This window comes from Pseudomonas sp. ICBG1301 (assembly GCF_016918385.1).
Classification (GTDB): Bacteria; Pseudomonadota; Gammaproteobacteria; order Pseudomonadales; family Pseudomonadaceae; genus Aquipseudomonas; species Aquipseudomonas palleroniana.
The window spans coordinates 204,181-217,314 of record NZ_JAEKGB010000004.1 but is presented as its reverse complement, the minus strand read 5'-3'; the positions used below and the strand labels follow the sequence as shown (position 1 = coordinate 217,314).

Sequence of the window (13,134 nt, the reverse complement as noted above, 5' to 3'; positions counted from 1 at the left end):
TGGCCCCCATCGTATATAAGCACCACCGCTCCTGACGCGATGCTTCCTAGCATGGCGACGCTCCGGTTTTTCCGGAGCGGTTGCCATTATCTCGCCTGTCAGGAAGCGCCATGCCTCTATCTCTCTCCACCGAGCCCGACCCAGATCTGCTTGATGCGCTGATTGCGCAAATGTGTACCGGCCCCGCGTTTCGCGAAGTGGCCGCAACCATGCTGCGCGCCCAGTTGAAAACGCTGTATCCCGATTGGGATATGGACCCGAACATGATCGTGGTTGGCACCCCATCATGGGATGTCGAGGATGGCCAGGTCATCCCCACTGGCCGTGTTTATGCGGTGCTCACCGATATTCTCGTGGTGCAGTCGGTGTTCGCCCTGCCGATGCTCTACCTCGAAGGCCAACACTTTTTGGCCCAGCTACCGATCATTGAGCCTGCCGTGCACCTACCGGTGCGTATCCTCGATATCGCCGGTGCGATGAACACCCTCGCCCCGATAATGTTGCGGGCTTATCAACAAGCGCAATTGGACTATTGGAACAGCATCGAGAACAGCGGTGGTTCACGTTGGCACAGCTTGTCGATGATCTTGCGCGACTTCTGGAACATCAACCAGGTGCCTGGCTTGACGGAAGACGATTGCTTCATGGCGCGTCAACTGTTCCAGACGCCGGATGCCGCGACACGCAAACGGGAGACCTTCGATGCCCCTCGCGCTTATGTGATTGATATCGACGAAGTCGATGCCGAGGGCAAGACCAACCATGTGGATGATTACTTGATCAGCGTCCTGATTGGCAAACAGCAGGGGGCCGAAGTCATTCTCACCCAGTCACTGTTCTCGGGGTTCAAGAAATACCTTTCGCTGGAAGCGCTGGGCCAAGACCTGCCAATGCTGACGGTGGCCAATAAAAAGCAGCGGTGGCGCCTCGTCGAACCGCAAGGAGATTTTTTCGATTATCTGGCCTGCGCGTTGATCAGCATCCAGGTCAAGGATATCGGCGCCATCGACGTTTCTGATCTGGGCACGCCGGACACGCCTCGCAACCGCCCTGCGCAGCCGCCGGCACCGCGCTCCAAACGCAGCACACGGCCCTTGCAGGAATACGTACACGCCCTGCCCGACTGGCTGACCAGCGCCTCCATCTCTGACCAGGATGCCTATGCCCGACACCTCAAGGACCTGGCAACCCTGCACAGTGCCAACGAAGGCCGCAGCTATGACGAAGGCATCAGCTCTCTTCACGCGTACACCCTTGAACGGCTGAAAGCCGAAATGCTCAAGGATCACCCCAACGCTGATGCGCGGTGGCTCGATGGCGTCGAAATCGTGGTGCGCAGCCCTGTGGTCTGGGGCCTGTTCACCGTCCCCGGAAAAATAGAGACCACAGCATTCACCCTGCCGGAGCTTGCCCTGCAGAACTTGATCGCCCTGCCATTAGGGAATAAGTCCCTGCGTTATCACATCACGCTGGTGCTGCCGCAATGGTTCACCGTCAACTACCTGGAACGCCTGATCAGCCGGGTGGATGTCGGAAATACCTACCCGGCACTGATCAAGGAAAAACTGCTGGCGCACCCACAGGAGGCGGATCGCCGCCAGCGGCTCTATGCCGAGCACTTGCGCATTCAACTGCCGTTGCTGGCATTGCAATGCAAGATACGCGGCGAAAGCGCCATTGATGAGCAAGGCTACGCCTACGTGAAAGCCGTCATGCGCGCCGAGCCCAGTGACCGGCAAGTGCAGGGCCAACCCATCGTGATCCGCCCACTGGCGTTTGTGCCGACTCGCCGAGGAGATAAAACGCCGGATAAGGTCGCCAATATGTTCGTGATCGGTCCCCAGGACCCGGCCGCCGGTCCATGCCTGTTGTATCGGCCGTTGCTCGACACCCCCCTGTCGCAGTTCCCTTCCCCCAGCAACTTGCTCTATGCCCTGCAGCAATCAGTAAACCTGCGCGAATCCGTACTGGCCTGGCTGCCCGATACGGTGAGCACTGACTATGCCCGCTATGTATTCCCTGGCGACCTGCCCTCGCCCTGGGCCGTGGTCGATTTCATGGTCGACCCCTTCAAGGTTTGGACGATGGGCGGGCCGGTGCTTCTGGACCAGGCCACGATCACCGATGACCAGTTCAAGACGCTCTACCACGCCAATGCCAATGCCCTGGTCACGCTCGCCGACCGGCAATCGGTGTCCAATGCCGAAGCCCGCTGGGCCACGTTCAAACGCACCGGCTGGATGACCTTCAATCTGGCCTTGCCATTCCTCGCGCGTACCGTGGGTATCGCCGCCTGGATCTGGCAGATCATGGATGAGTTACAAGCGGTGGTGGAGACCCGCTCCCATCCTGAGCAGGACTCCACCTGGACCGCACTTACCGACTTGCTGCTGAACATCGGCATGGCCATCACTTTGCACAGTGCCAGCCGCAGCGCCCCTGCGGGTTCAGTGCGCAACGAACCGACGCCCGCACCACGGCCACCAGCCGCCCCGGAACCGGTGACAACCAGCCAGCAGCCGACGATTTCGGCAGAGGCACTCGCCGTACATGACCAGCCACTGATCGTCAGCGGCGCGATCAATCGTGCGCCGCCGCGCCTGGCAACCGTGCTGGACAGTTTCAAGGTGAGCAAGCCTGACACCCTGGGCGAGGCGCACCACGAGGCAGGCCCGTGGCAAGACCTGTATCGCGGCGGCCAGCATTGGTATGCGCCAGTAGGCGAACGCTGGTTCCAGGTCACAGTGGATGAAGGCGAAACCGTGCTGATTGTCGACGCTCGAAACCCTTCGCGTACTGGCCCTCCGCTGGTTCACAACAGCAAGGGTCAGTGGTTCATCGATACGCGCCTGCGCCTTCGGGGAGGCAGCCCCAAACTCATGAGCACCAAAGCCCGCGCGCTGGCCCGACAAAAAGCAGAGGAGCTACGTCGGCAGCTGGAAATATTCGAAAGCCAGAAAAAAGCCAACCAGGAGGCGTTGCAGAACGCGCGCCAGGCGATGGATGCGCAGCCCTCCACATCAACGCAAGCATTGCGCCAGGCTTATCTGCAGACCCTGCAAACCCAACGCACGGAATACGAGACGGCGTTGCAGATGCTCAAGGAAATGAACGTGCATGAACCCACGGCGCAATACGCGCCAAAAGCCTTGAGTTACATCAAGGCCCAGGCCCGACTGACCCAGGCTACGCTGAGCGAGATCCTTTCGCGCTTCACACCCAAATGGCGCATCGTGCATGAGCAGCTGCAACGCCAGGCTGTGGTGTCCATGGAGCGCCCGATTGAAGACTTCCGTGAGATGCGCGAACTGACCGGCGCATTGCTTGTACAGCTGGAATACATGCACGGCCGATTCCGGGAGCTCAAAAGCCTGGCCAGGGACGGCGCCGTTTTGCTGGATACCCTCAAGAGCTCGATGCCGGTCTACAGCGTTGACGACCTGAAGGCCATTCGCGTGTCGCTCAGCCGCAACCTGTGCTTGCCCAAGGACACCTTGCAGACAGCTCCCGAGGCCTGGTCGGAGATAGACAACATCATCGACACAGCGGATGTTGCGATCCAATGCCTGCGCGATACATTGGAGGAGCGCAGCGATCGACGCCTGGATGAGCGCATTGACACCTTGAGCAACCTGGTCGAGCAGTTTCAACTGCTGGACGAACGCCTGCAGGATTTTCCCGTGGAGTACTCCGCGCACGCCATCACCGACCAGTTACAAGAGTTGCGCGGCGAGCTGAGTGGCTTCCAGCGACGCGCCGCGAAGAACCTCGGGGTATTGAGTGCCGAGCGCGGAGTGCTCAGGAGCCGACCGACCCCGCCCTCGACCCCGCCACGCCCGTTGAAACAGTTTATCCACACTCGCTACGGTGGCCTGCTGATCGGTGAACCGCGCTTGAACGAAGTCGGGCTGGAAACCGGCCTGGTGGATATTCGATCACCGCTGACCCATCAGATCCTCGCCACTTACCATGAAAAATCCAAGGGTGTCTGGGTACTTCACGAAAGAGCACCGTCCCCTTCCGCCGAACCGGCTGAGGTGGATCTGCAGTTGACCATCAATCAGGGCCAGGCACTGCTCGATGGGCTGCCCGCCTTTCAAGCGCGTGCCCGTGCCCACAGCAACCTCGCCGATCGTGAGCCCTTTGGGATCGAGTATCTGTACCACAAACACGCACAGCGATTGGAGAAGGCAAGCAATGCCATCGAGCAGGCACTGACTCAACATAACATCACTGAGAGCGACGCCATGGCGCTTCCCGCGAGCGAGGTGACCAAAGCGATTGATAGCGCGTTGGCCCAGCTCTATCAGCAGAGTAATCAACTGGTGCAAAGGGCGCTCAAGTTGTCTCCTCCTACCGTGACAGGGGTGCAGTGGCTTAAACAGCACAATACGATCGCCATCAAGAAAACCGTGAACCGCCGTCGAATCAAGTCCCACACGCCTGACTATCTGGATGAGTACACCATCAGCGACCGCGTGACGCGCGAAGTGCTCTGGTATGCCCACTTTCACTACAGTGCCAACTGGACACCGGACAAGTCGATGTTATCTGCACGCCTGAAGACTCCAGCCGAGCACAGCCAGGGCGCCGCCGCCGACTCGCCCAAAGGCTTGAACCACAAACAAGCCGTTGCCTTTTACCGCAGCGAGATCAGCCTGCAGCAAGCCCGTGAGCTGTTTTTCGAGCGCCCAAAATCCGAGTCCAGTCGTTAATCGATACCAGGGGCACGGCATGCAATTTGCTGCGCCAGTGCCACTTCTTCGCGCGGGTGTCCCCCATGCTGCATTCACACCTCACGACTCTCAACGCCGTATCTCTGGTCCTGGCGACGTTCAAGGACCAGGGCCAGCCGGCCGAGGTATTACTGGCCGGCAGCGGCATTGGCACAGCAGACCTGCGCCGCGCCGACACGCGCATCACCACCTGCCAGGAGATGCGCGTATGCGCCAATGCCGTAGCCCTGCGCCAGGACATTGGCCTGGAACTGGGCCAGCGCATGCACGTGTCGTCCTACGGTCTGCTCGGTTATGCGCTGTTGACGAGTGCCACCTTAGGTGACGCTTTGCGCCTGGCGCTACGCTACCCGGCGCTGTTGGGAACACTTTTTGAACTCAGCCTGGTGGAAGACGGCGAACAGATTTGGCTGACCGCCGGCGACTATCGGGAAAATCCCGCGCTGGCGGCGTTCAATGTGGAGTTTTGCCTGGTGTCGATGAAAGTCATTTGCGATGACTTGCTCGGCGGCCCGCTGCCGTTGCGTGAAGCGCGTTTCGACTACCCGGCACCCGCTTACCACCCGCGATACGCGGAGCGTTTCGACTGCCCTTTGCAGTTTGACGCACGGCACAACGGCTTTGCGTTCGACGCCCAGTGGTTGCAACAACCCTTGCCCCTGGCCGATGCCATCACCCATCGGGCGATGGCCGAACGCTGCCGCAAACAGAACTCCGAATTCACCGGGCGCCAGGCCTGGCTCAACCGCGTGCGCCAGTTGCTGGCCGAGCAACTGCACGCCGCGCCCGGCCTGGACGGCTTGGCGGCGCAGATGAACTGTTCCGCACGGACGCTGCGCCGGCACCTGCATGCGCTAGGTTGCAGCTACCAGCAATTACTCGACGAGCTGCGCTTTGAGCAGGCCAAGCAATGGCTGGCACAAGGGCAATGGCCCATTTACAAGATCGCCGAACAATTGGGTTTCAGCGAGACCGCAAGTTTTCGCCACGCGTTTATGCGCTGGAGTGGGGTCGCGCCCAGCCTGATGCGCCATTAGCGGGCGAATTACGGTCAAAGTCTTTGGCCACATTTATCCCCTTCTGGCCGCTCCTGCCATTCTCTTGGCCGCCCCCGCACCGCAACACTTGAAGGCACAACAACATGCCTGCGGGAGCCCCCATGCTGACGATCTATTCAGACGATCACCATCTACACCACGGACGCTGCGAATTGATGGACGGGCAATTGATGCCCTGCTTCGAAATGCCGTCGCGCGCCGACCACGTGCTGCAACGGGTCAAGGACCGCGACCTGGGGCCGGTGCAGGCACCACAGGACTTCGGCCTGGCCCCGCTGCAGCGCATCCACAGCCGCGACTATCTGGAATTTTTCAAAAACGCCTGGGCCCGCTGGACCGAATACGGCCAGGACGGTGACCTGCTGCCCTACACCTGGCCTGCCCGCACCCTGCGTCGGGTGTTGCCCACCAGCTTGCATGGCCAACTGGGTTACTACAGCTTCGACGGCGGTGCGCCGATTACCGCCGGTACCTGGCAAGCCGCCTACAGCGCGGCACAGGTAGCGCTCACCGCGCAGCAGGCGATCCAGCAAGGCGCCCGCAGTGCCTTTGCCCTGTGCCGCCCACCCGGGCATCACGCCGCCAGTGATTTGATGGGCGGTTATTGCTACCTGAACAACGCCGCCATCGCAGCCCAGGCGTTCCTCGACCAGGGCCATGCAAAAGTCGCGATCATCGACGTGGATTACCACCATGGCAACGGCACCCAGTCGATTTTCTATGACCGCAGCGATGTGCTCTTCACCTCCATCCACGGCCACCCGGAGGCTGAGTTCCCGTTTTTCCTGGGGTATGCCGATGAGCTGGGAGAAGGGCCTGGCGAGGGCTTCAACTTCAACTACCCGCTACCGGCCGGCTCCGGCTGGGACACCTGGAGCGCCGCGCTCGAAGCGGCGTGCCAGGAGACCGAGCGCTTTGATGCCGACGTCATTGTGGTGTCCCTGGGAGTGGACACGTTCAAAGACGACCCTATCTCGCAATTCAAACTCGACAGCCCGGATTACCTGGCGATGGGCCGGCGCATCGCGCGTCTTGGCAGGCCCACGCTGTTCGTGATGGAAGGCGGCTACGCCGTCGAAGAAATCGGTATCAACGCCGTCAACGTCCTCGAAGGTTTCGAACAAGCAGGAGCCGCCCAATGAAGATGCTCACCACCCTGGCCCTGTGCGCCGCCGTATTGAGCGGCGCGACGCAGGCCGAAGAAAAACCCTTCAAGGTCTACAACTGGTTCGACTACATCACGCCCAAAGCCCTTGAGGACTTCAAGGCACAAAACCCCCAGATCAAACTGGTGTACGACATCTTCGACACCAACGAAGCCCTGGAAGCCAAGCTGCTCACCGGCAACTCCGGGTATGACGTGGTGGTGCCGTCCAACGTGTTCCTGGCCAAGCAGATCGAAGCGGGCGTCTTCCAGCCCCTGGATCGCAGCCAGCTTCCCAACTGGAACCACCTCGACCCCAAGCTGATGAAGCTGATCGAAGCCAACGACCCCGGCAATAAATTCGCCGTGCCCTACATGTACGGCACCATCCTGATCGGCTTCAACCCAGACAAGGTCAGGGCGGCACTGGGGCCCGACGCACCGGTGGACAGTTGGGACCTGATCTTCAAGGAAGAGAACATCAGCAAGCTCAAGCAATGCGGCGTCGCCTTCCTGGATTCGCCGTCGGAAATCCTGCCGCTGGCCCTGCAGCACCTCGGCCTGGACCCCAACAGCAGCAACCCCAAGGATTACGACAAGGCACAAGCCCTGTTGATGAAAATCCGTCCGTACATCACCTACTTCCACTCCTCCAAGTACATGGCCGATATCGCCAACGGCGACCTTTGCGTGGCCGTGGGTTACTCAGGCAGTTTTTCCCAGGCCGCCAACCGCGCCAAGGAAGCCAAGAACGGCGTCACCGTGGACATGCGCCTGCCCAAAGAAGGCGCACCGATCTGGTTCGACATGCTCGCCATTCCCAAAGGCGCGCAGAACCCGCAAGACGCCTACACCTTCATCAACTACTTGCTGCAACCCCAAGTGATTGCGCCGATCAGTGATTTCGTCGGCTACCCCAACCCGAACAAGGACGCGACCGAACACGTCGACCCAGCCATTCGCAACAACCCCAACCTGTACCCGACCGAGGCGGCCATGGCAACGCTCTACACCTTGAAACCCCTGGCGCGTGATGCCGAGCGCGCCAGGACGCGCGCCTGGACCAAGATCAAATCCGGTACTTGATCACGCAGTGGCAAGGCCCACCGGAGCGAGGTCGCTCGCTCCGGTGCGTGTTACATCACATCCAGAAAAATGCGCCGCCCGGAGGGTGTGCCGATCGGCCCACGGTAGACCTGCGAGTGGCGCCCGGCGCTGCGTTCGGCCTGTTCAAAGACGCGGCCCATTCTGCGCTGCGCGGCTAATTTCAGGTGCGCCTTGGAGGGCTGGTCTGGCGGTGTGTGCAGCAAGGGGTAATGAAAGTGCGCGTACCACAGGGGCCGATAGCCGCCCATCACGTCCAGTACTTCGTATTCCTGCAGATAGTCCACCGTGCCGTCGATGGTTTCCGGCACCCGGCCATTGATCCGGCGGATACAAATCGCGCGTTGCCCCAGCAGGTATTCCACATCGCCAACGGTTGGGGTCTGGCTGGTGCGGATCATGTCGATGCGCAGGCGATGACCTTTGTTGCGCAACTGAATGGCAGTGGCCCGCAATTGGCTGATCAAGGCAACGCAGTCCTCATTGCTGCGGCTTTGGGTGAATTGCGCAAGCACGCGGGCAGCGTCGTCCAACCCACGCGCCAGCTGCTCGAACTGCTCCTCTGCGGCAACCGGTGGCGTGCCGGGGCGCAGGGTTTCGGCCTCCGCCTGGTTGGCCCGGGCCAGTGAGGCTTGGCCTGCATCGAATGCTTTACGCCCACGCACACTCAGCCCTCGCACATCACGCTTGAGCCGCGGCACCCGGCGGATGTCCCACTGACCTTGGTCATTACTGATGATGTCGGGCCCCAGGGTTACGGGCTTTTGCGGCCGATCGACTACCTGGTAGACCGGGCTGTTGATATTAAAGACAGGGCTGATGCGAATGTGCGACAGCACGTAGAAGTGGTTCTCGTCCTTGTTGTAGACGAGCCCGTTATCGAAGAGGTGCAGGCCTTTATGGCCCCCCTCATGAATCATCTCGCCTACCTTTGACGGGTGTGCTATCGCCGCCAATTGATGCTGCTGGGCTGCCGAAAGCACCTGCCGTGCCCCCGCCCACGCGGCATCCAGCCGCTTGACGCGCGGGTGTGGCGACGCAGGCTCCTGGCCTTGTGGCCTGGCGGGATAAACCAGCAGCAGGGCCACCTGCCGCATCCAGCGAACGCCGTCGCGCCAGGGTACTTGAGCATTTTGCGTAACCTGCGTCTTGAAGGGGCTTGCGAGCAGCATCTTGCGGGTCAAGAACATTTCAGCGAAAGGCTGGGACAACACCGCGCCAGATGCAGGGGCAGTCATCACTTGTTGGAAGACCTGTGCCGACCACGGCCGAAACACCAACCAGGGGCCGACCTCATCGCTCCCAGCACCGATCAGGTAGCCTGACTCATCCGCCAACCGCCTGAACACCATCGGCTCGCCCTGCACGTGACGATGGGTCGCGTAAGTTCTCACGGCTGCGCGAAGCCGGTAATAACCCTCGAGCGTAACCCCCGCCAGACCTTGAAGACTGTATTCCAACGCCACCTTGCACAGGTCCATGGCCATTTCCCGAGCGAAGCAGGCTTGGTACGCGGCGTCGTCCTCCGGCAGGTCGTCGAGCTGGGTGCGGGCGCAATATTTCTGATAGGCCCAGGCGGTTCTCACCAACAGCCTGCTGTAAGCCAATCGCCCCACGCGCGAGGCTTCTTTCAGCCAGGACGGTAACGATTCACGCAGCCCCTGCGGCTCGGGGTCCTGCTCGAAGAAATCACGGAATCGGGTCGCCCAGGCCAGTTGTCGATCCAGAGGCTCAAGGCGCGGGCTTTCACTGAGGTCAATCGCATCGATACGTTGCAACGCCGCTTCCAGCCCACACAGCGCCCAGCCCTCGAAGACGTCATGCTCAAGCCGCTCAGCGTCTACCAACACCTCGGCCTGCTGAGCAGACGTAAAAATCTCAAGGCCATGTCTCACCGAGTAGATCAGCGTTGTACCGGCCCCCACGATCGCCAATGCGAGGTCTTTGTGCCGTTGAACGCCATAGACCTCAATCGTGGAGGTTCGCTCGCCGCTGTCGGGAAACGCGAGCACAGCCTGGAGCAGCCTGCGGATGACGGGATCTGCCTGCTTGCGCAGAACCTTACGCAGCCGCTGTGCAAGCATCTGCGATAACTCGCGCCAGCGAGTTTCCGACGCAGGGCCGGGCGCGCAGAAGAACTCGATCAACTGCTCGGCGTAATACTCAAGCACCGCCTCCGGGTCGGCATCGAGCTGGGCCTGAGTAATGCCTAACGTGCCAAGGGTGGGGCGTAAAGCGAACAACTGGCTGGTGCGCAACTGCAGCGCATCGACAACGGGGGGTGGGGAAAGTGGGTCGGGCATGATCGTCTACCTAGAGCAAAGACACAGGAAGCCCTCACGGTATTGGCCTCTTCACCCGGCCAGACGGTAGTTAATTATCCGGACTGCCATGCGGCGCGCAGACGCTTGAGCGCGAGAGCAATTTCCACCTCCGGCACGGCGGCAAACCCCATCACCAGGCCAGCGCGCTGGTCAACCGGCGTGCTTGAGTGGGGCAGCCAGTAACTGCTCAGGCCGTTGACTTCCACCCCCACCTCACGGGCCTGGGCGAGCAGTTGCTGTTCGCGCGCCAATGTCTCCACCCGCACGGTCAGGTGCAGCCCAGCGGCCACGCTGGGCAGTTCGCCGATACCCGCCAACCCGTCCGGCCAACCCGCGAGCAACGCGTTGCGCCGGCTCAAGGCAGCCCGGCGCATACGGCGGATATGCCGCTGGAAGTGCCCGGCCGCCATGAATTCGGCCATCACCGCCTGGGTGCTGACTTCCGAGTGGCGCATGTCGACGGCACGGCGCCGGGAGAAGGCGTCCACCAGCCCCGGCGGTAATACCAGATAACCCAGGCGCAGGGCCGGGAACGCTACTTTGCCGAACGTGCCGACATACAGCACCCGCCCACTGCGAGCCAGGGCCGCCAATGGCGACAAGGGCGCGCCGCTGTAGCGGTACTCGCCATCGTAGTCGTCCTCGATGATCCAGCCGCCCGTACGCTCGGCCCAGGCCAGCAGTTCCAGGCGTCGGGCCAGGCTCATCACCACACCCAGCGGGTATTGATGGGAAGGCGTGACATAAGCCACGCGGCAATCGGCAAGGGTATTGAGTACCTGGCAGTCGATACCCTCGTTGTCCACCGGTACTCCGTGCAGTCGCCCACCGGCCAGGGCGAACGCATGGCCGGCAGCACGATAACCGGGGTTTTCCACTGCCACTGCATCGCCAGGCTCTACCAGCAACTGTGCACAAAGGCTGATTGCCTGCTGCGCGCCGCTGGTGATCACTATTTGTTCAGCCGTGCATTGCAAGCCACGTGAGCTGCGCAGGTAAGCGGCAATCAACCCGCGCAAGCGAGCATCGCCAGCCGGGTCCCCGTAACAGAGCTGCTCCAGATCCGGCTTGCGCCAGAACGCCCCATTCAGCTTGGCCCACACCTCGAACGGGAACAGATCGAACGCCGGTACGCCCACGCGAAATGCCCGTGGCGGACCCGATGGAGGCTGAGACAGGTGGTTGGTTTTTATCCGCGCAACACCGGCACTGTGGATAACTTCGTCATCCAGATTTTCCGGCAAATTCGCCGCGTTTGTGGATAAGGCTGGGGATAAGCTTGTTGAAAACCCTGTGGACAGTTTTGTGGATAGTTTTTTTGCGGTGGGCAGTTGGGCTACATAGGTGCCATCACCGACCCGGCTCTCGATAAAGCCCTCGGCGTAGAGCTGGTCGTAAGCGCGCACCACGCTGTTGCGCGAAATCGACAACGCCGCCGCCAAATCACGGCTAGCCGGCAAGCGCGTGCCGCTGACCAGCCGCCCGTCCAGCACCCGCTGGCGCAAGGCGTCATACAGCTGGCGAGTCAGACCTTGGCAGCGATCCAGCTCGATTCCGGCGGGGTTGAATGACATCGGCGGTAAAACAGGCGGCATATTGGACCTATGAAATTGACCCTAGATGGCTCTTACAACGAACCAATAGCCTGCCTAGGATGCAAGCATTCGCCAAGGAAAATCTCCATGTACACACCGCGTGCCTTTGCCCTCGATGACCTGCCCGAAATCCAGCAACTGATCCAGCACACCCGGCTGGCGCAGTTGGTGACCTTTGGCGAGCAGGGCCTGCAAGCCAGCCACCTGCCGCTGTTGCTCAACCCCGATGAAGGCCCCAACGGCACGCTTTATGGGCACCTGGCCAAGGCCAACCCACAGTGGCAAGCGCTGCAAAATGGCAGCGACGCCCTGGTGATCTTTGCCGGCGCCGAAGCCTACATCAGCCCGGCGTTTTATCCGGCCAAGGCCGAGCACGGCAAAGTGGTGCCCACCTGGAACTACATCGCCGTGCACGCTTACGGCAAGGCCGAGGTGTTCACCGATGCCGCACGCTTGCTCAAGCTGGTCAGTGCGCTCACCGACCGTCATGAAGGCAATCGCAGCCAACCGTGGAAAGTCAGCGACGCCCCGGCCGACTACATTGACGGCATGCTCAGGGCCATCGTCGGCTTTGCCCTGCCGATCGACCGCCTGATCGGCAAGCGCAAACTCAGCCAGAACCGCAGCGCGGCCGACGTTGCCGGCGTTCGCGAAGGCCTGGCCGCAAGCCCGGACGTGCGTGACCAGACCCTCGCGCGCTTTATTCCCCAAGGAGTTTCAGAATGAAACCGACCGACATCCGCCAGGTGACTGCTGCCGACCACGCCGCCTGGCTGCCGTTGTGGCAAGCGTATTTGCAGTTCTACAACACTGAACTGCCGGACGCGGTGAGCCAAAGCACCTGGCAGCGTTTGCTCGACGCCAATGAGCCGACCCATTCGGCGCTGGCCTGGCAGGACGGCAAGGCGGTGGGCATGGTCAACTTCATCTACCATCGCTCCAACTGGAGCATTGAAAACTCCTGCTACCTGCAGGACTTGCTGGTGGACCCCGCTCAACGCGGCACCGGCGTCGGTCGTCAGTTGATCGAATTCGTCTACACCACCGCCAAGGCCGATGGTTGCTGCAAGGTCCATTGGCTGACCCACGAAACCAACGCCACGGCGATCCAGCTGTATGAACGCATCGCCGAACGCCCGGGTTTCATTCAATTTCGCAAAGGCCTTTAAGGAG

8 protein-coding genes are annotated in these 13,134 nt (G+C 61.2%); 6 read left to right on the top strand and 2 right to left on the bottom strand.

What is annotated here, in order from left to right; translation table 11 throughout:
- Positions 1–110: 110 nt before the first annotated feature.
- The 4 genes from JBE38_RS11035 (at position 111) to JBE38_RS11020 (ending at position 8,024) form a co-directional block, all read left to right on the top strand.
- On the top strand, positions 111–4,715 hold the full coding sequence (locus JBE38_RS11035) for a hypothetical protein (RefSeq protein WP_205344301.1): 4,605 nt from the start codon (positions 111–113) through the stop codon (positions 4,713–4,715).
- 65 nt (positions 4,716–4,780) lie between these two features.
- Positions 4,781–5,773 carry an AraC family transcriptional regulator gene (locus tag JBE38_RS11030; RefSeq protein WP_090367903.1) on the top strand — a complete coding sequence of 331 codons (993 nt, stop codon included), beginning with the start codon at positions 4,781–4,783 and terminating at the stop codon, positions 5,771–5,773.
- Between the two features lie 122 nt (positions 5,774–5,895).
- Positions 5,896–6,936, top strand: a complete 1,041-nt coding sequence (locus tag JBE38_RS11025; RefSeq protein ID WP_205344300.1) for a histone deacetylase family protein — start codon at positions 5,896–5,898, stop codon at positions 6,934–6,936.
- Positions 6,933–8,024, top strand: a complete 1,092-nt coding sequence (locus JBE38_RS11020; RefSeq protein ID WP_205344299.1) for a polyamine ABC transporter substrate-binding protein — start codon at positions 6,933–6,935, stop codon at positions 8,022–8,024. Before JBE38_RS11025 ends, JBE38_RS11020 begins: the two co-directional genes overlap by 4 nt.
- Positions 8,025–8,074: 50 nt before the next feature.
- On the opposite strand, the gene JBE38_RS11015 is transcribed toward JBE38_RS11020, so the two are convergent.
- Both JBE38_RS11015 and pdxR read right to left on the bottom strand, forming a co-directional pair.
- A complete protein-coding gene (locus JBE38_RS11015; protein ID WP_205344298.1) occupies positions 8,075–10,345 on the bottom strand; it encodes a hypothetical protein in 2,271 nt (756 codons plus the stop codon).
- 74 nt (positions 10,346–10,419) lie between these two features.
- The gene (pdxR, locus tag JBE38_RS11010; RefSeq protein WP_205344297.1) at positions 10,420–11,961 is read right to left on the bottom strand and encodes a MocR-like pyridoxine biosynthesis transcription factor PdxR; all 1,542 of its coding nucleotides are present in this window, start codon (positions 11,959–11,961) and stop codon (positions 10,420–10,422) included.
- An 87-nt stretch (positions 11,962–12,048) separates the two neighbouring features.
- Between pdxR and JBE38_RS11005 the strand changes: the two genes are divergently transcribed.
- Both JBE38_RS11005 and JBE38_RS11000 read left to right on the top strand, forming a co-directional pair.
- Entirely contained in the window at positions 12,049–12,687 is a 639-nt protein-coding gene (locus JBE38_RS11005) for an FMN-binding negative transcriptional regulator (RefSeq protein WP_126870611.1), read from the top strand.
- Positions 12,684–13,130: a GNAT family N-acetyltransferase gene (locus tag JBE38_RS11000; protein WP_205344296.1), complete on the top strand. Its 447-nt coding sequence runs from the start codon at positions 12,684–12,686 to the stop codon at positions 13,128–13,130. The genes JBE38_RS11005 and JBE38_RS11000 overlap by 4 nt, the downstream gene beginning before the upstream one ends.
- The last annotated feature ends 4 nt before the right edge of the window (positions 13,131–13,134 follow it).